Annotated in this window: 13 protein-coding genes; 6 read left to right on the forward strand and 7 right to left on the reverse strand. The window is 47.3% G+C overall.

Annotation, left to right across the window (positions count from 1 at the left end; all coding sequences use genetic code 11):
* Window positions 1–462: 462 nt before the first annotated feature.
* The 4 genes from FHS16_RS04850 to FHS16_RS32400 all read right to left on the reverse strand — a co-directional run bounded on the left by FHS16_RS04850 (window position 463) and on the right by FHS16_RS32400 (window position 10,977).
* Window positions 463–6,945, reverse strand: coding sequence for an Athe_2463 domain-containing protein (locus FHS16_RS04850; protein WP_183559389.1), 6,483 nt, complete (start codon window positions 6,943–6,945; stop codon window positions 463–465).
* Between the two features lie 5 nt (window positions 6,946–6,950).
* Entirely contained in the window at window positions 6,951–7,934 is a 984-nt protein-coding gene (locus FHS16_RS04855) for an S-layer homology domain-containing protein (protein WP_183559391.1), read from the reverse strand.
* A 387-nt stretch (window positions 7,935–8,321) separates the two neighbouring features.
* Window positions 8,322–9,566, reverse strand: a complete 1,245-nt coding sequence (locus FHS16_RS04860) for an MFS transporter (RefSeq protein ID WP_183559393.1) — start codon at window positions 9,564–9,566, stop codon at window positions 8,322–8,324.
* Between the two features lie 31 nt (window positions 9,567–9,597).
* Window positions 9,598–10,977, reverse strand: a complete 1,380-nt coding sequence (locus FHS16_RS32400) for a DUF2087 domain-containing protein (RefSeq protein WP_183559395.1) — start codon at window positions 10,975–10,977, stop codon at window positions 9,598–9,600.
* 232 nt (window positions 10,978–11,209) lie between these two features.
* Here FHS16_RS32400 and FHS16_RS04870 point away from each other — a divergent pair, with 232 nt between their 5' ends.
* Window positions 11,210–11,839 (forward strand): transglutaminase-like domain-containing protein, encoded by a 630-nt coding sequence (locus FHS16_RS04870; protein ID WP_221226257.1) that lies wholly within the window; start codon window positions 11,210–11,212, stop codon window positions 11,837–11,839.
* A 104-nt stretch (window positions 11,840–11,943) separates the two neighbouring features.
* On the opposite strand, the gene FHS16_RS04875 is transcribed toward FHS16_RS04870, so the two are convergent.
* Together FHS16_RS04875 and FHS16_RS04880 are read right to left on the reverse strand one after the other, a co-directional pair.
* Window positions 11,944–13,173 carry an MFS transporter gene (locus FHS16_RS04875; protein ID WP_183559397.1) on the reverse strand — a complete coding sequence of 410 codons (1,230 nt, stop codon included), beginning with the start codon at window positions 13,171–13,173 and terminating at the stop codon, window positions 11,944–11,946.
* Window positions 13,174–13,240: 67 nt separating this feature from the next.
* Entirely contained in the window at window positions 13,241–14,338 is a 1,098-nt protein-coding gene (locus tag FHS16_RS04880) for a lactonase family protein (RefSeq protein ID WP_183559399.1), read from the reverse strand.
* A 164-nt stretch (window positions 14,339–14,502) separates the two neighbouring features.
* Here FHS16_RS04880 and FHS16_RS04885 point away from each other — a divergent pair, with 164 nt between their 5' ends.
* From FHS16_RS04885 to FHS16_RS04900, 4 genes are all read left to right on the forward strand, one after another.
* Window positions 14,503–14,865: a LytTR family transcriptional regulator DNA-binding domain-containing protein gene (locus FHS16_RS04885; protein WP_183559401.1), complete on the forward strand. Its 363-nt coding sequence runs from the start codon at window positions 14,503–14,505 to the stop codon at window positions 14,863–14,865.
* 151 nt (window positions 14,866–15,016) lie between these two features.
* Window positions 15,017–16,012 carry an aldose 1-epimerase gene (locus tag FHS16_RS04890; protein ID WP_183559403.1) on the forward strand — a complete coding sequence of 332 codons (996 nt, stop codon included), beginning with the start codon at window positions 15,017–15,019 and terminating at the stop codon, window positions 16,010–16,012.
* A gap of 137 nt (window positions 16,013–16,149) precedes the next feature.
* Window positions 16,150–16,638: a hypothetical protein gene (locus FHS16_RS04895; RefSeq protein ID WP_183559405.1), complete on the forward strand. Its 489-nt coding sequence runs from the start codon at window positions 16,150–16,152 to the stop codon at window positions 16,636–16,638.
* Window positions 16,635–17,324: an AIM24 family protein gene (locus tag FHS16_RS04900; RefSeq protein ID WP_183559407.1), complete on the forward strand. Its 690-nt coding sequence runs from the start codon at window positions 16,635–16,637 to the stop codon at window positions 17,322–17,324. Before FHS16_RS04895 ends, FHS16_RS04900 begins: the two co-directional genes overlap by 4 nt.
* A gap of 48 nt (window positions 17,325–17,372) precedes the next feature.
* Here FHS16_RS04900 and lacZ read toward each other — a convergent pair whose 3' ends face one another.
* Window positions 17,373–20,480: a beta-galactosidase, LacZ type gene (lacZ, locus tag FHS16_RS04905; RefSeq protein WP_183559409.1), complete on the reverse strand. Its 3,108-nt coding sequence runs from the start codon at window positions 20,478–20,480 to the stop codon at window positions 17,373–17,375.
* A gap of 233 nt (window positions 20,481–20,713) precedes the next feature.
* Here lacZ and FHS16_RS04910 point away from each other — a divergent pair, with 233 nt between their 5' ends.
* Window positions 20,714–21,553 carry a M23 family metallopeptidase gene (locus FHS16_RS04910; protein WP_183559411.1) on the forward strand — a complete coding sequence of 280 codons (840 nt, stop codon included), beginning with the start codon at window positions 20,714–20,716 and terminating at the stop codon, window positions 21,551–21,553.
* Window positions 21,554–21,606: the final 53 nt, after the last annotated feature.

Consider the following 21,606-nt stretch of genomic DNA (forward strand, 5'->3'; position numbering starts at 1 on the left):
GCAACGTATCGCGGACGTTACTGGGTATATGCGAGTTGCCTCGCATGGTCTGCACCATCTGGGTAGCTACGCTGCAGAAAGTGCAATAGAAACCTCACACGAGTCAGTATCCAAGGGGCTACGTTGTACAAAGTACAACGAAAACCGGAAATTTCGCTGATACAAACTAGAATCTGTCCATTTCACTGCAGGAACTGCAATGTAGAGTGGGTGTTGGTGTGCTAATTGGTCATTCTACTGTAGAAAGTGCAACGTAGGGCGGACCTTACTGCGTATATCCGAGTTGCCTCGTATGATCCGCACCATCTGGATAGCTCTACGCTGCAGTAAGTACAATAGATACCTCATTAGTATTTTCATTAACATTCAATTTGAAATACAAACAGGAAAAGACCGGAAGCTCCCATACTCCGGCCTTTCCTCTATTCGGTATTATCTTTTATAATCTGGTACGAAGCATTGTTACTGTACGCGGTGTACGCCAACCAATTGCAGCGACTGCCCCTCAATGGTTATGGGAACCCAATCTGTCTTCATGGTGCCGTTATTATAATAAACGATATATTCAAAACGGAGATCACCATTAGGCAACTTTGAAAACTCCTCATTCCACAGCTCTCCCTTCCACATATCGCGAGATACAGCGTCTACAGGCGTCAACACAGCCTCATAGCCATCCACCTTAACCACTACTTTTTCTGCCTTCGTTGCGGTCCCCGTCAATGTCGTAGTTGCCTCAAGCATAAACTTTTCGCCAGCCCAAAAAACAGACTGGCCGCGCGGTTTATTCTCGTTACCTGACGATTTAAAATTGAAAGCTTTGCGGCGCTGCTTCCACTGCTCGGTATGCTTCACGAGACCGGTCAGTTGAAGCGGCAGCACTTGAACTGTTTTCGTCACTTGCACAGGTGCAGCTACTCCATCATTTACGCTTAGGGTCATTCTCCACATGCCTGATATATCTAGCTTCAGCGCTGGTCCTGCTCCCTTGAAACCCGGACTGGCGGTTACATAGGAATAGCTGCTTTTCTTTCCATCAGGGTTCGTTAACTCGTAGAAAATGGAGAGCGCATCTCCATCGGGATCACTTGCTATCGACATGAAGGAGGTTAAATCTCCCTCATATATAGGCTTCGGCGTCCAATCGAAATCGGCCGTCGGCGGACGATTGGTAACGAAATAAATATAGGCAAACTTTCCTTCGTTGCCTGCGATATCATGATCAATGACTGTTAGACGGTATTCTTGCCCTGCTTCCAATCCGGCTACGCGATACTCTGTGCTCTCAAGAGCCAGCGGCACGCTGTACTCGGCTTGGCCGTCACGGTTCAAATCGATGTTGGTTACGCTCCCGTTTGCATTTACCTTCTGCAAATAGAACATCCGAGACGCATGTCCGGAGGACGGACTGGCATCTTTGAATGTTTCAAAGCTAACCGACACAGCTGTTGGCTCAATTGCCAATTGTTCGTTAACGTCAGCTGGTTTTACGGTGTCGACGAAGAAAAACCCGTTACTCGAATAGGGTCCCCATAAATAGCTGTCGTTGGCCCTTGCTCTCCAATAATGCAATCCTTCAGCTAACGCAGCAGGTGAATAACTAGCAGCAGCTGTAGCTAATTCGCTATCTGCTACTTTTGCTCCCGTGCCGGCATGAAACACTTCATAGTCAATGGCCTTAATCGGATGGTTTTCCGGGTCGACCGTGAATACTCGCAGCAATGGACGGCTGCTCTTCGTGTAGATCGGCTGATTCGCATCCTCCCCATTAAAAGATAGCAAATAGGTTTTCGGAGGGAGATCCAGCACAAAATATCTGCTATTGCTTATGTTCGACCAGACTCCTGAGGAACTGACCTGTCCATAAACCTTCACGACACGACCCGGATCGATTATGTCCTCCACTATCGAATATGAACGTGCGTTGCCCTCATGCTCTAGATACAGAGCGGTTTCATTGTTGTCAGCATACGCTAGAACTAAACGATAGCTCTGCTGCGGATCATTTTGCGCATCGTAGTAAGTCCAATGAATGACAGGCTCTTTGGTCAGGACAGTAGGCGACGACGCCGTCAAGCCCGCGGGCGAGGTGATCGTCATGACCGGCTTCGTCTGATTAACGGGAACTATTGCAGCCTTATAAACGATCGACTGTCCCCAATAGGACCATGCGCCATGTATATCTCTTACTTGCTCCTGAACGATAAGCTCCACGCCCGGGCGGTTATAATACTCGCGTTTTCCAGCAGTCCATGTGTCTTGGTCCGCCCAACGTGTCCGGAAAACTTTGTCCGCTAAAATATGAGCAATATCAGGATCGTAAGAGGAATCGAATGCTTCGTAATCGAGTGCTTCACCTTCAGCAAAAACCTTCCCTGTAAATCTGACATCCGGCTGAGCAACCGGTCGGCGATGGACATAAAGCAGCTTTTTCACAGACTCTGACCATTTGCGATAATTTGTTAATCCAGGATTGTCTTGTGCACGGAACTTTATTTCGTAAACACCAGCTTTTTCTAGGGCATTGATTGTTGTTCCGTAGGTTTTGGCATGATGCACGCTCATTCCTTCTGGATTTTCGAAAAAATTCGGGTTATGGCTATAGCTCCACTCTTCGGTCGCCATTGGGTCATTTTCGATATCAATAAATAATCTCTCATAAGAAATTGAATCATTAACGAGTACCGAGTCGTACGTTTCTTGCGTATACGTATCACCGTAATTGGTTTTCTTTACGTTCGAAAACGAAACCGATGACTGGCCAAGTGACATGATTCCAACTGCCCCTTTTGTGTAGGTGGTGTCTGTCACTTCTATTCGTTTATTATTGTTTAAAAATACGCTTAGCTTGCCATTTGCTGCTTCGATTTTGAATAAATAGGTGGTAAACGGTGAAAGCGTTAATGGCAAGGACTGAAGTGCCGTCTTTACACCATTTACAGCTTTGTACAGAATCAAATGTGTTTTGCTCCATTCAACACTGTACATGTTCTTTTCGTTTTGAATGTGGAAGCCAGCTCCGATAAGCTTATCGTTTTTTATATCGTTCACACTGACATTAAATTCGAAAGCATAATTTTTCATAACGCTTCCAGCATCATACAGTAATCCGCCCCAATGATCATCGAATACACCTACCGTATTAGCATCAATATCTTGTAAGTTTGTGTTTCCAGATTGCGATACCATAGGAACTACAGTATGAGGCCAATGATGAGTGTCTATAAAAAACACTGAACCATTAGGTAGAATAGGTGTTGTATAAACCGAGCCGCCACCTGCTGCCCAATCAGGTCCTATTGCCGTATTTACCATAACGATATTTGTTTGTTGCGTGATATTATAGATTCCATATCCATAAAACATCATCCTATTTCTTTCAAGACTGAATACATCTCCATTAGGTAAAACGCCTGGTTGGTACGTAATGTTTAAATATGAATTATAATCGTACTCACGAAACAAGTTGGATTTTAGAAGCAACGTTCCGGTCTTTGTAAAAAGATATTGCGCACTCCGATTCGTTAATAGAAGATTTCCATCCGTCCTTACTACTGGACTAAAGTTTCCATATTGCGATTCGTCGTATCTGTCGTAATAATCACTGTTTGCGTACTTATTAACGACACTTAGATCACTTGCTTTGTAAGTAGTCAGTGTATATCTCATTTCGTCTCCACTAATGGATGAAACATTGACGCGATAAACATACTGTCCATCATCACTCAGCGTTACAGGTGAACCTGCTGAATGACCGTCTACAATTGGAGAATCAATTCTAACGCCGTTTGGCGAAATCTTTGTAATGACCGTTCCCGCGATATAAATGGTTCCATCAGGTGCGAAAGTAATCTCCGGAGTAAAAGAGTAACTACCACCCGCATCTTTACTGTATTCGGCACCCATAGCAACCCATACGACAGCACGATTTTCAAAACTATATTTGTAATAGTTAGTTTGAACCTTACCATAGTTTCTATCATTATGAACAACCGCAATGATAGCTGATTTAAAATCAGGTGTTAACTTAAACGATGTTAAGGATATCCGTCTGCTATCAACGCCTGTTAGATTAAACGTATGCACCTCTTTTGTTTGTCCTCTGTCAGCGTAACTCGTTATTTTAACGTATGATTGATCGATTAATTCTCTTCGATAGAACTTTTCATCTTCTTGTAATTCCGTATCCCATGTGCCTCCATCGAGAGTAAAAGATGGATCTAATTGCGCACCTGTAACAGCATCTCTTATTGTATATTGATAATTAGAATTAGTTAGGCCCCGATAATACGTATAAATTCGATTATTGTTAAAAATATGCGTTGAAGCTAAACGGGTGTCGAGATCATAACTACCATTGATATATGGTTGTATTTCCCATTTGGGCTTAACGACAAGATCCGACGGGAGTGTGTATTTATTTCGATTGTTAAGTCCCATTCCAGCTTCCGGATACCGAAGGTTAAAGTTAACTGGCTGACCGACCTTCGTGCTTATGATGGAGCTATCCGCTTTCCAAGCTACTTTGTCAGCATTTCCACCCAAATATGGCCGCTTAGCTACCCATGAGCGGAGAATCGATTGTGCAGTGTAGTTCGTTACAGGTGGGCCGCTATCTTCATCTTGTCCAGGTTGCTGCGTGACTCCAAAAGCATTGAAGTTTACAGAAGGTGCATAGTTTAGAATATCCGTTGCGGCAATTCCCGAATTGCTCGACTTCCCATAATCTTCGGTTACAGTAGCTCGATATTGCCTTTTTCCCACGGCTGCATATTTCAGGGAATGAGTTGTTTTATAGGCACCGTCATAAATGACTTTCCAAGCTTCCTCGTCAAAATTCCCATTCCCGTTTGCGTCATATCGCTCTTCGAGCATTAAGTGCTCCAACTTATCATAATCAGGGCTTTCAGCTTCCATGTAGAGCATAAACCCGTTGCTCCGATAAGCTTCTTCTGGAGCCACGATCTCGATGGTTGGAGGTAAATCAGGAACTACTTCGACGAGAAGGTCAGCCCAATCACTTACCCTGCCTGTTGTGTCATAAACCTTTCCTTCAAATAGATATTCTCCAAGTGCAAGATTATTGGTTATCGGAAAGTCTAACGTGTAACCAGATCCATCCACTTTTTTGAACCTTTTTTCTGATTTGCTATAGTCAATGGTAACGCCGCGATCCGCTAAAGGTGTATACGAATGATTCAAGTGATAAGGAAACGGAAACGATCGTCCCTCTATAACCTTTGACGCGCCAGAAACAACGGCAACCGGCTTAGGATCAATGACGGTTAATGTAGCATCAGCTGTAGCCGCTCCACTACTATCACTCACCCGAATGGTTGCGCGGTATGTACCTGGTTGTGTAAAGGTTTGATCGTAATACTCGTATTTACTTTTATCTGTAAAGATAGGATCTAAATTAGAAGTGAAATTCCATGTAAACGAATCAAATCCGTCTGAGCTGTTGAGCAATGATGAAGTTTCGCCAGCTAAGATCTTGTCGGGTACAAAACGAATAGCGGCCTTCAGCTCAGGTCTCGGTGTTGGTGTAGGCTCTGCACTTGGCGCTGGCGTTGCAAACTCACCGACATTGATCGTTAGCTGTGCCCACTCAGACACCTTTTTTGCGCTATTGGTTACACGTAGCTCAACAAGGTATTTTCCTTCTTGAGAGAAATCCTTTGCTGTCGGTTTTTTTTGAAGGGTTGTACCTGATGGTGTTTTGTATTTCCATTCTCGAATGGTGATGGCTTCCTTGCCTGGCGAATAGGAGAGTTTGTCATCAAGCTGGGGATCTCCCGCAGGCTTAAAGGTTAATTCGGGGGTTGTTCGATGGTCTCCCTCAAGGTGAGAGATAATGGCGATGGGTATTGTCGGTTCATTCTTTTTGCTATACACAATTTGAAATGGCATCGTGTTGTTGTTTTCATTTGATTCGGTAATCGCTAATCCAAAGTCGGTCTTAGCTGTGTACTTAATGATTCCTGCTGTAGAAGATGATACTTTTATAGCTACGGTTTTTATTTGACCAGGAGGAACGTTTGGGATGATTTCTGATTTTATGCTTGTGCCATCGACACCAACCGTGAATGCTCCTGTATTTGTTTGACCTTCGTTTTTAGTCGTGATATTTACGGTAACGCTATCCCCAACCCATGATGATGATGCAATTAAAGGATCAGCTTTAATTTCTGTAATGACGAGATCGGGAAATTCCTGATATTTAGGTAATTCAGGCGGCGGGATAGTGAACATCTCATACCACCATGACCCATCCGGTTCCCATATGTTCCACATTTGTACGACCCCGGGGCTAAACTGTGTTCGTGGTTGCTGAATTATTGCATAGTCGAGTATAGTATCACCTGTCCAATTGGTGCCTCTTCTTTTGTTATAGCTTTGAAGAAAGGTTTTTGATTCTCCGTAGGGGTCGGTCATGTCTTGTAGCCAAGATGCTGCTAAGGCTTCATTATCAGAATAGGAAGTATTTAAAACCCCTTTTTTCTTCCCAGTTGATGTGTCCCATGGATTCTTCACCCAATTTTTGGCAACGTGCAAAGTTGCTCTTGAATCACTTCTAAACTTCCAATTTCGATATAAGTTCCCCTCCCTATCCCAACCTAGATATCTCCATTGCCCTTGATCATAAGTGTTCGAATTAATGAGAGCACTGTGCGTTGGATTCCCATAAACAATGACTGCCTCTCCAACTCCGCATTTATTTAATAAAAATCCTATGTTCAGGCTTTTTCCGTTACTTGTTTCAGAAATTCCTAATTGTTTCAGATAATTTTGTGCTCTAATTTTTTCAGCATCATCCTTATAGCTATAAGACAAACAATCAGTTGCTTCCGTTGCACCAACTTTAAAACTGTAAGAAGTGGATGTTAAGAATAAAGAAAGAATTAAAATAACAAGTGAACCTATCTTTATTTTCTTCTGTTTCAAGTTTGTCACTCCCCAATCCATATGACAACCGCTTTATTATCATTTCCTTTGTATGTTTCAAAAGAAATCTTGTCATAGCTTGTAATTATGATATTACTCCCCTCTACAAATTTCATTCCATCTACTCTAATGTAACTCTCATATGCTTTCTCATAGGATTTTGGGTAAAAGTGCTTCAAAAGATCTTTCACTATTGCTTTATTGTCATTGGTAGGTTCATAGATATTTATTTTTGTGACTTTTAAATCTAATGAATATTCTACTCTTAATGTATTGTCATCAAATACATCTGTCCCTTTCGTATTTACAAGTACAGTTTGATTCCTTCCAAAAGTCGTATTCCCCTTAAAACTAGGCAAAGACTGAATCAAAGAATTTAACTCTTCTTTCGACTTAGGATAATCAACCACCTCAACAGGATTCTTCACCTTCAACGTATTCAAAACCATCACTACAGCCTCTGCCCGAGTAGCATTCTTATCCCCGCCCATTGTGCCATCCGGATAACCTTTCATAATCTCTAGCTTCTTAGCAACGGCTAAGTACCCGGACTTCACGCCCTCAGACTCTTTACCCAGCGCACGTATCGTCATACGAGCAATCTCCTCGCGCGTAATCATTTTATTGGGTTCAAAATTATTCTCTTTGTAATCGCCAACTTTAATCATCGATTGTTTCAAACCGACAGCGATATAAGCACGAAACCAACCTTTGTCATCGGCAAAAGGCGTATCGGTGTCTTCCACTTTCAACTTCAAAGATGCAACCAAAGATTTCAAAAACTCCGCACGCGTCATATTGGCATTAGGTTTAAACGTATTCGTATCGTACCCGTTTATCCAGCCTCGGCTAACCGCCGAATCGATTTGTGATTTCGCCCAATGCGTTTTCGTATCGGTGAAAGCAGCAGCCGCATTTGCCCCTTGCGCACCTGTCAGCAGCGCAGCTGCTATTGTTAGAGCCACCAACATTCCTTTTGTTTTTTGCATATACAACCACTCCTCTTTTTTGATTATAATCGTCAATCATTTGCTTTTTTCAATATAATCGTCATTCATTTGCTTTTTTCACTATATTCGTCAATCATTTTCTTTTTTCTCTATAATCTCACAATTATTTACATTCTCAGCTTATCAATTCTTGCTAAAGCATTCATTTCCTCCTTTCTCCCTCTCATGCTCCCCATCCTTTCACAAACATCGCTTGGCCATTCATTCCCCCACTCGGTATGCCACTCTCCCAAGGACATCGCCGAATCAACGCAAAAAAGCACGCCCCTCCCTCTAACGAGGGTGTAAGCGTGCTTCGCTATACCTTGTTTCAACTACAACAAATTTTACTTCAGGTCATGCGATCTGTCAATATCCGCCAATTCACTAAGCGCTCGTCTGCGCGATAAGCGGCTTGTGCTTGAATAAAGGAACCAAGAGCAGCATCCCCAAAAACATAGCCGTACCGGCTGCCGTATAAATACCGACGAGCGGAAAAACCAGCTTAAGCTGTCCAGCGACTAATGTCATGATCACCATCATGCCCATGAACATAGGTGTAAGAACTCCGTTTACTCTTCCGGTATAGGATTCCTCCGACCATTGCAGAATCATGGTGCTTATCCCGATTTGAATCATTGGGAAACCCAAGCCTCCAATAAACTGCAGCACCAGCGTAAGAGGAATACTCGTCGACCAGCCTATGCCAAGCATGGTCAGCGAGCTGATTAACATGCCTAGCGCGAGCAGCTTCTGCGGCGCAACCTTCTTCGCAACCACCATTACGAAACCGCCACCGACAAGCATCGCAACGCCGTTAACCATGAGCATGTATTGCAAAAATTCTTTAGGCTGACCGAGACGCTCCAGCACGATGAATAGGCCGAGCGTGTTCGCGATACCAACTGCTATTCCAGCCAGCGCGAAGGTGCCTCCTAATGCTTTCAATACAGGACTGCGCCATACATAAGCAAAACCATCCTTCAGCTCCTGCCAGAAGTGTCGTTCGGCAGCCGCTTCCGTGCGCTCGACCTCGCGGTCACGCGGGATTCGGAACAAGACGACTGCTGATAGAAGAAAAGCAACGCCCATCACGCCAATCGAAACCTCGATGCCGAATTTTTGATACGACATAACGCCAAGCGACGGTCCAAGCACCATAAAGATCGCGATCAGCGACTGGAACATCGCCATGGCTGACTGCAATTGCTCCGCCGGAATGTGCTGCTTGAACAGCTTCATCGCTGAGGGCTGCGAGAACTGCGACAATATTGCGGATACGAAAGTGGCGAAATAGACCATATGCCACGAGCCGTAAAGCAGCGTAATCAGCACGATCAACACGGATATCGCGGATAAGAAATCGCACCATATCATCGTGAGCCTCGGCTTCCATCGGTCAGCGAACGTTCCGCCAATGAACGAGAATACGAAGATCGGCAAAAACTCTACAAAGCCCATCAAGCTAATAGCAAACGGATCCTCGTTCGTTTTGTCTGTCACATACATAAGAATGGCAAAGTTTCTTACCCAAATCCCGATTTGCAGCAATACGTTGGATAGCAAAATCGTTTGAAAAAACGTGTTGCGGAGCAAGCTTCCTCCAGCTCCGTTTACTCCCTTTGCAGACATTGTTCAAAACACACCCCTTATTCATTCAAAATTATTCCGCGTTCCCGCTCACTTCTCCGGCATGGTAGCCTTTTTCGCCAAATGGCTGCAGCTTCTCCAGCCACTGCTCCTTCAATGCACCGACCTCCCGGTTGTATTGACGTACCATATCAACGGGCTGACGGCCCTCCGGATCCAAAACGTCTTTATAATCATAGCGAATCTTTTGATCCAATTTAACGGTCTCAAGAACGAGAAAAGAAAAGTTTTCACTCCCGAATTGCTTCCATTCTTTCTGCAGTTCTTTACTCGCATGGGTACCCATATTCAGCATGAATTGCTCTCTCCCCCACAGTGCATCCAGATTGGTCGAGCCTCCGATATACAGCTTGCCATTGGCATTATTTTTAATTTGAAATACACCCATCACACGTTCGCGCTCCTGATACTCAGCCGTTAATTGCTTGCGCTTCGCTTTATCCATTTTCACTTCATCCTTTCGTTTGTCTTCTTGCTGCTCTGTCTTGCTTTGCGCTTTCTGTTTGATCTGCTCTTTCTGTTTGCTCTGCTTTCCTTGTTTAGCCTTCGTTTCCTGCTTCAATGCAGCGCCTTGTACTTCTAGATCTTTTTTCTTTGGCGCCGCTGCCCCAGTGCTGCTGTCAGCTGCATCCTTCACCCAATAAGCACGCCCATCATCGCTTCGGTCAAGGAAGCCGTATTCAATTAAATAACGTCTCAGCGTTACGTAATCCTCTTCCCAGAACGCAACCAGCTTTTCGTTGACTGCCTTCTCGCTATATTTGGTTCCAATATTGAAAAAGGAAGCGATATGGCGCAGGACGGCAATTTTCCGCTTCTCTTTGCGTGGAAATGAAGCAAGAGGCCCATTCAGCCCTTTCGGCAAATATTGCTTCAGTAACGCTGCATTCTCATCTTCTGTTATGGCATAACGCTCATCCACCTGCGTGGCAGTACGATGAACGGGTACGAATCGCGGAGCAGCCGCGCCTTGCTCCATCATCTCCATTATGGCGAGCAGCAGCTTTGCTTGCTTCGCCTTCTCTTTCAGGACAAAGCGATGATTGCGAATGGTTGACGTGCTGCCCGCACCGCTAAGGCTCATGAGCTCTTGGTCCGACAGCTTCTTGGAAAAGCCGCGGATGAGTTCCTTCTGCAAATCGGTCAAGCCGGTTTGCCGCTTGTCGAGCTCCAGTAAATAATCAAGCATGGAGCCATGCGACTGTTTCACGTGATGTCCGGCGTACTTTCTCGCTTCAAACCATCTCCCCGATGGCTCCTCCCGGAAAATCTCCCCGTCCTCGAAGCCTTCTCCGCATATGAGGCAATAATAATACCCCTCCGCTTCCTCATAGACATACCCCTGCTTCAACTCCTCAATCGAAGCATTCCAAAACCGTTCATCCGAATTCATATACAAACACCTCGTCATTTCGTTTGTTTAATTTATAGACATTATATAATTTCGTTTGTTTATTTTCAATACAATTCGGTAAACATCTTATTTCACACAAATCAGGCATAAGCCAGATAGACGCCATTAAGCAAAGCTTCTTGTCTCATTGCATAAATTCTCATAATATCGCATAATTATTCCGACGCATCATTTTGGAGGATTATTTTCATATAAGAAAAAGAGGTTGAGCTTGAAAAAGGAGGTGAAGGCTATTAAGCTTCTATGTGAATCAGATAACCTAGACGATTACTTAACCGAAACAGCCGAAGTGAATTATAACCATCCGTTAATCGTTGCGTTATTCTCTTCATTGGTCAGATCGTCAAACGATCCAATTGGCTTTGTTAAAAATAGCTACGAGTATGTTCGTGACGAAATTAATCATTCATGGGATATCCAGAGTTCAAGAGTCACTTGTACAGCCTCTGAGACGTTGCTATATCAAGAGGGCATTTGCTATGCAAAAGCTAACCTGCTGAGTGCACTATTGAGAAAAGCAGGTATACCCGCCGGCTTTTGTTATCAGCGGCTAACGTTGGGGGACACACCGGAGAGCGGTTATTGCATTCATGCTTTGAATGGGGTCTATATCGCCAAGTACGACCAATGGATACGCCTTGACGCAAGGGGAAATAAAAAAGGGGTGCATGCCGAATTTTCAATAGATACGGAGAAGCTCGCATTTCCAATTCGACCTGAATATGGCGAAGTCGATTATCCTTACATTTTCAGACGGCCAAACCATAAGACAATCGAGGCATTACGGCAAAATACGGATTGCAAAACGATGTATCTTCACAGTCTTCCTAGTCAATTATAGCGATAACAGGTAAACATAATAACTAAAATGCTGCTGCCATGAACGATACTTTCTCGTCAATGTCAGCAGCATTTTCAAAATAAAGATCAATCTCCGTTCGGAAACTACGACTCTTTCCTATCCTTCGGTAGCAGCATCGCTAACATGCCGATAAGCGGCAGCACGCTGCATGCCATCATAACAAAGCTGAGCGAGCGGCTGTCTGCTAGGTGTCCCAACACAACAGCGCCAAGTCCGCCCATGCCGAACGCTAATCCCGTAATCAGGCCCGATGCAGTGCCTACCTTGCCAGGCATAAGCTCCTGCGCGTAGACGACGCTGACGGAGAAGCCTGATTGAAGGATGAAACCGAGCAGCACAATCAATGGATAAACGAGCGGAAGTGGCAAATGTGGGAGCGCCAGCGCGAAAGGCGCCGCTCCAAGAATAGACAGCAGCATCATTTTTTTGCGCCCAATCCGGTCTGCCAGAATTCCTCCCAGAAAAGTGCCTGCTACACCGGCTGCCATAAACAAAAACAGTGGAATCTGTGCTTGCTTGATCGTAATGCCGTAGGATTCAACTAAAAAGAACTGATAGAAATTGCCGATGGCAGCGGCATACCAGGAACGAGCAAACACGATAAAAAACAGAATCGCTAGTGCGAAGCCGACAACACGAGGCGCCAGAGAAGCTCTCGGAGCAACGCCGCTTGCTTTCCGCTGCTCTATCCTGGCCGCCTGCTGAGCCAGCTGTGACTTATACCAAGGCACAACCTTCATCAATACAATGATGGCAGCAGCAGCCAGCAGCGTTCCCCATACCGCGCCTTTTTGACCTAGTGGGATAAAGATCCAGAGCGTCATTAACGGACCGAGCATTTGGCCAAAATTGCCGCCGACCTGATAAATGGATTGCGAGAAGGCTCTGCGTGACCCTGCCGCTAAGTGCACGACACGCGAGCCCTCCGGATGGAATACGGCTGAGCCGAGCCCCACGAATACAACGGCCAGCAGCACCAAATAAAAGTTTGGAGCAAATGCCAAGCCGACCATTCCCGCCATGCTGGAAAGCATTCCGATCGGAAGCATCCAAGGGTTCGGCTTTTTATCCGAAATTAATCCAACCACAGGCTGCATGACCGAAGAGGTCATATTAAGGGTAAAAGCAATCCAGCCGATCTGCGCCATGCTAAGCTTGAGCGATTCCGCGAGCACCGGGAATAAAGCGGAAACGACTGATTGCATCATATCGTTCATGAGATGAACGGAGCTGATACAGATCAAAATGGCATAAACCGTCGCGGATTTAACCGCCTCTTTGCTGCTATGTTGTGAGGCAAGCGGTGCTGACATGATCGCAAGTCCTTCCTTTCTTGTCGAAATGCCCTCATTTCCGTGTTCGGATCATGCTGGGCTTAACCTATTTTGCAAATTTGATGCATACCGGGCTTTGCAATTGAAGCGAAGCTGCCGTCTTCGTTAATGTTCCATTCTCCGCATCGACCGCAAATACCGCAATGTTGCCTGATTTCTGGTGCGCTGCCAGCAAATGGCCGCCGTCAGGCGTAATCGCAAAGTTTCTCGGCGATTCGCCGCCGCAATCCACATGCTGGATCAAGCTCAGCTCGCCAGTTGTTTGATCAACGGAAAATACAGCTATGCTGTTATGTCCGCGGTTCGAGCTGTACAAATAACGGCCGGAAGCGCCCAAATGAATATCAGCCGCATCGTTGTAGCCGCTGTAATCGGCCGGAAGCGCTGAGATTGCTTTTCCTGCTGTAAGAATCCCTTGCTCAGCATCCACGTTCAATACGGTAATCGTAGAATCCAGTTCGTTCATCACATACCCTGTTTGCAAGGAAGGATGGAAAATCAAATGACGCGGACCTGCTCCGCGATGAACTTTGCTGATGCCGTGAGGTGATAGCGAACGCTTCACTTCATCATAGCGATAAAGAACGATTGCATCGATGCCCAGATCTACGGCGCAAACGAAAGGCGATCCACTCAGGGGCACGATGCAATGCGCGTGTGGCGCATCCTGTCTCGCCGCGTTAGGACCAAGCTCGCCTGCATGCTGCCGAACCGATGCCGCAGCTTCCAGCTTCCCATCCGCCGCAATCGGAAGAAGAGCGACATTCCCGCCCGTATAATTGGCAGCGTACAGCACCTTCCCTGCGGAATCCGAGCTAATATAACAAGGATGCGCACCGTAAGTCAGAACCCGGTTTTGCGTTTTAGCGAGCGTCCCCGTTTCTTTTTCAATCTCGAATGCAGCAACCGAGCCACCGCTCGCATCCGCTGTCGCTTCTGTTTCGCTTGCCGCGTACAAAACTCCCCCGTTTGGATGCAGCGCCAAATACGAGGCATTCTCTAGACCGCTCACTGCTTGAATAATAGCAAGCTCTCCGTTCTTTTCATTGAAAGAACAAACATGTATAGTATGCTCCTCAGCCGATCCGTATGATCCGATATATAGCGTTTGCACGCTTGTCGGTTGTCCATTTTCATTGCTCATTGATATCCAACCTTTCTGGCTTTTTGGCATTACAGTGACCATAGCACATGCCGCTTCAGCAAACAATGTCTTTTTTTTATAAAAGACTTCACAAATACTATTGTGACATGTTACAATGTAAGCGCTAACAATCAGTGGTTCACATTTCTAAAGGGGGAATTGAGATGATGAATGTTGTACTGAGCGAACGGAACGTGTATGAGGATTTCGAGCTGGAGTCGGATGTGCTTTACTTCAAGCTAGGTACGCAGGGGCTCGTAAGCTTTCACGGCAGAAACTACAATATAAAGAAAAGAATGACTGCCGAGCAGATTACACAGCTCACCAGCGAGCGCAGCTTCTATCCGGTAAGCTCCAATTGTTACATTAATATCGGTAAAATCAAGATGATCGAAGGCGGGTCCATTTTCTTCGATTCAGAGATTACCGATTCCAAGCAGCTTCCTGTCAACCGCCGCAAGCAATTCGTCATTCAGCAGCTGTTCTCGCAGCGCGCGACGAACAAGGATTTACGAATCACGCAATAGTAGGCTGAGCAGCCGCCCTAATCCGCAGTAAGCGGCTTAGGGCGGTTGTTTGTTTGGCTCCGTCCTGCTATTCTAAGGTTGGATACGTTTTTTTTGCATTTATGCTGTGACGCGTTAAGCTTTTATTCCAATACTTTTTAGGAGGATTTCCATGTCTGCGCAAGGAAAAGCTTTCGAACAATTATTTCATGACGAGCAAGCCGTTTGGCTGCAATGGGGTGCTTACGAAGCGGCCGTTTTGCCGGCAGTAGGCGCCAATCTGATCGCCTTCCGCGATAAAGTAAACCAATATACATTTTTACGTGAGCCCTCTCTTGAGGAAATGGACAGCTTCCGCGCGAGTCCAGGCGTTCATGGCATTCCGGTCCTATTCCCCCCTAACCGCTACGAGGATGGTACCTTCACTTGGAACGGCAGAACCTACACTTTCCCAGTGAATGAAGCGGCAACCGGCAACCACCTGCATGGGTTTCTGCATACTGCCGCTTGGAGCGTTGAGGATTTCGGCACAAATAAGACGGAAAGCTACGTTTCGCTCAAAATTGCTATCGATGAAACACATCCCATCTATGCTTACTTGCCGCACCGCTTCTCCGTGAGGCTCCGCTACTCCTTGAACGAAAGAGGACTGCTTCAGCATGTATCGGTACATAACGAAGGAACCGAAGCAATGCCTTGCTTGATCGGCTTCCACACGACAATCAATGCGCCGTTCGCTCCAGGCAGCACTGCCGACGACTATCGCTTTACGCTAACAACCGGCAAGCGCTGGGAGCTTAGCGAGCGCATGCTTCCGACTGGCAGCTACCAACCGCTGCTGGCTGACGAGGAAGCGATGAAAACGACGGGCATTTCGCCATTCTGGGCGTCGATGGACAACCATTACACAACTGAGCCGCAGAACGGCCGCAATCTCATGGAGCTGACCGATACGCGCACGGGAGTCAAGCTGGTTTATGATATCGGAACGGCCTATAAACAATGGATGATCTGGAACAACAAAGCAACGCCAGGTTTTTTCTGCCCAGAGCCGCAGCTTAATCTGGTCAACGCACCGAACGTTGATCTGCCTGCTGAACAAATCGGGCTTGTTTCCCTTGAGGCAGGCGGCATTTGGGAAGAGACAAGCCGCTTATACGTGAAATAAATAAACCAATTGCCAAGGATAGCAGCGAACCTCGCTGCTATCCTTTTTTTTACGCTAAAGGACGAGAGTGACTATTGCCCTGAAAGACTGTAAAATGTAAGAATCACCCCCTCTATGTCGAAAATTGAAGGGAGACCATGATGCGATCATCCATATGGAAGATTCTCGTATTTGCATGCCTCATATCCGTAATCCATATAACAGCTCCTCAACCTGCTGTCCATGCAGGCTTCTTTGACAGGATTAAAGACATATACAACACGCCTGAGAAAATCAGTGAGCTCGAACAGCAGTATATCGAAGCGAAAGAAGAGCTGGCAGCGCAGCAGCAGAAGCTTGTCGAATCTGCCAAAGCCGCAGAGGAATATGCTTTGAAGCAGCAAACGCTGCTCGAACAGAATGAGCAATTCCGACAGCAGAACGAGCAGCTAATCGCTCAAAATGCCGATATGCAGGCCGAGATGGCGCGTATGAAGCAGGAGCGCCAATCCTTTGTGAGCAAGCTGATTTACACTGTCGTCATCCTAGCAGCCGTATTTGCCGCTTATATCATCTCCATACGAATCTGGCGCTACCTGGTATGGCGCAAGCAGCGGGGCACGCGCGGCAGAGGCATCAGCGGATGAACATAACCGTACCTGCCCAGACGGGCCATGTCCATATTCAACTTTCTGAACCGGACAAGCTTCATGTCCTCCATCCCAAATCCATTATCGCCTATCAAGGGGACCCGCAAAGCCGGGAAGACCGATTCATGGATCTCGCAGGCATGTATCGCAAGAAACGTTGGATTCGTTCGATCCTGTCCGGTCCATCCGAATTTATTATCGGCTTGCCGGCAGGCTGCTCCCTTGAAACGGTCCATATCGAGGAGAAAAGCGACCTGCTGTTCGATTTCCGCCATGTGATCTTCTTCTCTGACGGGATGAAGCTGAAATCGGTCATCCAGAAGCTCAAGAACGCTTGGATTACCAAGGAGTTCGTTCGAATGCGCTTCTCCGGTCCCGGCCAGCTTGGCCTTATAACGGCCGGTGATGTGAAATCGATACAACTGCAGCCCGATCGTCCGCTATACGTTGAGACGGGCGCTCTTGTCGCTTACCCCGAGAATGCCTCCATTCAGCTATCGGTCTATGGCAATAAGCTGGCAAGCCAGCATATGAACGTCCAGTGGGAAATACGCGGCTCAGGGCCGGTGCTTATTCAAACGGGCTCTCGCGATACCGAGCTGGAGGAGCAGCTTCAGAACGGCGGTTTCATCCGAAGAATCCTTCGCGAGGTGCTCCCCTTTGGCGGTATTTATATCAAATAAAAAGAGGCAGTCCCGCGTCATCAGACGAGCGGACTGCCTCTTTTTCAGTTAAATACCTTGCATCGTGAACCGATGCGCGTAATTCTGATTCGCATACAACGTATATTCTTTCTCCGGACGCTGACCCCAGCTGTCATGCCCGCCTACGCCTGTTTGCTTATGATTGACGCGAACGACCGTTTTGTCGATTTCTGGCAGCAGATGGATATGATCATGCGCTTCAAGCTCAGCAGGCGTGTAAGGGAGCACGTTCAACTCGAAGTGCGGCGCGCCTTTCAGGACAATCCCTTCGCCTGCCGCATTCGTAATCGACGCGTGGCGTACCTCCATCTTGTTCCCGCATTCCTGAGGCCGGATGTAAGGCACGAACTGATCGCGGACCTTGCCGCTGTATATCCCAAGCTTTCCGCCCGTCTGACGGTCCCAATAGGTTTCGTCAGGACCTTTGCCGTACCAGCTGATTTGGTTATACTCGGCAGGCATGTGGAACAGAACGCCTACCTCTGGTATTTCCGGCAAATTCGCTCCCGGCTGCAGCTCTTCATACACGCTGATTTCACCGTCTCCGCTCACCGTATAAATGAAAGTCAACAAGGATACAGCTGTCGTCGGCAAGCCGTATTGCACACGTATCGTAACGCTGCTGGCCCCGGCATCCCAAGTCATCGCACGCAGCTCGCGCTCTGCTCCCGCTTCACGCCAAGTCGCGCAGCGCTCATGCTGCTGATTGCCGCGGTCATTATCCGTGTAGGCGCGCCAGAAGTTCGGCGCAAGCTCCTTGGACAGACGCTCCTTTCCTCTCCATTGATACGTACTCAAGTTCCCTCTCGCCAGCTCAAACTGCGCTTTGAAGCTCTCTCCGCTTAAGATAAGCGCTTCGGAGGTTTGTTCCACTTGAATGGTTGGCTTGGCCGCTGCCGCACCAATCACCCGCTTAACCGGTGCTGGCAATACAAACTGTTCAAACGCCATTTCGTGGCCAGCTTCAGCCCAAAGCGTCTTCTCCTTCAAGAGAAGCTGAACGGTTAACACCGCATCGTCTTCTGCTCGTGCAAGCTCAGGCAGCTCGTATGGAATCGCAAGCGATTCCACTTGTTCAGCCGCGGCTCCGGCTAGCGCAGTACCCGATTGAACAACCTCTCCGTTAACGGCAACCTGCCATGCAAGCGTGAATTCATCAAGCGAGCTGAATAAGTGGCGATTGGTTATTTGGATTAACCCGCTCTTCAGGTCAACCGCTTCGAACTTCGCGTTCTGGTAAACCTTTTTAACCTCTTGAAGCTTAGGCGATATCGTCCGGTCCGCAAAAATAATACCGTTCCCGCAGAAGTTGCCATCATGCGGCGACTCGCCGAAGTCTCCTCCGTACAGCATTTTGGACTGCCCGTTCTCATCCGTTACGCGAATTGCCTGATCGATCCAATCCCAGATAAAGCCGCCCTGCAGAATCGGATATTTCTCGAATACCTCCCAATAAACATGCAGGCCTCCGCAGGAATTGCCCATCGCATGGCTGTATTCGCACAGAATGAACGGCTTCTTCGGATTGCTGCGCGCATATTGCTCCACTCCCTGTGGACTCGTATACATATGGCTTTCAATATCCGACGCCGCTTCCGAAGCACGCCAGTGGAAGACGCCTTCGTAATGAACGACGCGAGACGGGTCCGCATCCCGAAGGAAGTCATGCATCTTAATGAAGTTGTCGCCGCCGAAAGACTCGTTGCCAAGCGACCAGATGACGATCGAGGCATGGTTCTTATCACGCTGGAACATTGAATTGCAGCGATCCAGCACAGCTCCCGTCCATTCCGGCAAGCTTCCTGGAACAGCCTCTCCCAGCTCTTTTTGGTCATAGGACCATGCGCCATGCGTCTCCAGATTCGTTTCATCGATAACGTACAAGCCGTATTCATCGCAAAGCCTGTACCAAAGCGAATCGTTCGGATAATGGGAGGTTCGCACCGCATTAATGTTGTATTGCTTCATGAGCAGAATATCCTTCAGCATGTCCGCCTCATTAATCGCCCTGCCCGTATCGCAGGAAAACTCATGGCGGTTAACGCCTTTGAACATAATGCGCCGTCCGTTGATTTGCATAAGCCCGTCTTTAATTTCGAACTTGCGGAATCCGACTTTGCAGCTGATCGCCTCGTATAACGTTCCGTCTTCTGCTTTCAGGCTAAGCACCAACGTATATAAATTCGGATGCTCCGCGCTCCACTTAAGCGGGTTGTCCACCGTTCTGCTCAACTGGACCGCTGTCAATCCTTCGCCTTCAACCGGCGACTGTACGGTCAACGGAGATTCAAACACGGCGCTGCCATTCGCGTCATACAGCACAGCTTCCACGGTCAGGCTTCCGAGCGGCTTCACGAAATAGTTCAGCAGCTTCGCATCAATGACAAGCTCCGCATTGCGGTACTGCTCATCCAGCTCTGTTTTGACAAAATAATCGTAAATATGCGCTTCCGGCGTCGTATACAAATACACGTCGCGGAAAATACCGCTCATCCGCCAGAAATCCTGATCCTCCAGCCAGCTCGCATCGCTCCAGCGGTATACCTCTACTGCAAGCTTGTTTTCTCCCTCGGCGAGGTAAGGCGTCAAATCGAATTCAGACGGCGTAAACGTATCCTGGCTGAAGCCGACAAGCTCCCCATTCAACCATACGTAGAATGCCGACTCTACGCCTTGGAAGCTGATAAATACCGGTTGCCCGCTCCATCCGGCAGGAACCGTAAACGTACGCGCATACGAGCCAACGGGGTTGTATGCCGTGGGAGCAAACGGCGATTTAATATCCTCATTGCCATTCCATGGGTATCTAATATTCGTATACTGCGGGTAATCGTAGCCTTGCAATTGCCAATGGGCAGGAACCTTAATGCTGTCCCAATCGCTATGGTCGAAGCCCGCCTCATAGAAGTTGGCAATCCGTGCATCGGCATTGGCCGCAAACGCGAATTTCCATTCGCCGTTCAACGTGAAATAGTTGGCTGACTTGTTATGGCTGCCTTCAAGCGCCTCCTCAACCGTGTCAAACGGCATTAATGAAGCATGAGCATCCATTCGGTCGATCCGATAAATTTCAGGGTTGTTATTCCATTCCGGGTAACCGTTTGCAGGCGGTGAGTAAACGAGCTTTTTTCGCATAAATCCAAGCACCTCATTACGTTTAAATTAAATGATATTCACATTATAGTTCATTAGGAATGTACGTTTAATAAAAGAATTTTAATATTATATATAAAAATATGAATCTCTTATTATTTTCAACTCTCGCTGGTTCCCAACATTCTACCCAGCATTTACCGCTAAAAATAAAGCGCTTACTCTATTAGAATGGAAGAGCAGGCCATCTTTATACATAGAAGGGATGAGACCCCATGAAAAAAGGCATGAAACAGCTGCTTTACAGCGCCGCTGTCTTCACTCTTTTAACCGCAGCTCCTTCGTTCAGCTCCGCCGCATCCTACACCGTACAGCCGAGCGACACTCTATGGATCATTGGCTCCAAGCACAGCACGACCGTTCAGCAACTGAAAAAACAAAACGGATTGACCTCTGACTCGCTTGTCATTGGTCAAAAACTGCTCGTTCCGGACCCGCCGGAATTTGTTGCCGCAACGGTTCTGCAAGGCGATACCTTGTGGAAGATTGCTAAACGTTCAGCTATCCCGCTTCCGAAGCTGATCGCTGCCAATCCGCAGCTCCCGAACCCGAACAACATATGGGCCGGCCTTGATATCCGTATTCCAAAGCTGCCCGGCCAATATGCAAACGGTGTGTTTCCGCTGCCCAAAGGCACTTATACGCCATTTTCCAACACCTATGCGGATGCTCGTACCTGGTCGACGGACGGCTCCGAAGTCCGAAGCCATGAAGGCGTCGATATTTTGGCTCCCAAAGGTACTGCCGTTTACAGCGCTCTCCCCGGTACGATCGTTAATGCTGGCTGGAATGAGTACGGAGGCTGGCGGGTAACCGTCCGTGTCGATGCCGCAACCACGTTTTATTACGCGCATTTGTCCAAATACGCGGCAGGCATCAAGGAAGGCGCCAAAGTGTCAGCCGGGCAATTGCTCGGTTATGTGGGCAGCACCGGCTATGGACCTGAGGGCACCGAGGGGAAATTCGTTCCGCACCTACACTTCGGTGTTTATAAAAGCTCGCCCAGCTACCACTCGATTGATCCCTACCTCATGCTCAAATGGTGGTCGCTATAAGCTGCCAAACAATCAAAAGGGTCGATCCGGCTTTATCGCCTGATCGACCCTTC

Origin of the sequence: Paenibacillus endophyticus (assembly GCF_014192395.1) — a bacterium.
Lineage (GTDB): Bacteria > Bacillota > Bacilli > Paenibacillales > Paenibacillaceae > Pristimantibacillus > Pristimantibacillus endophyticus.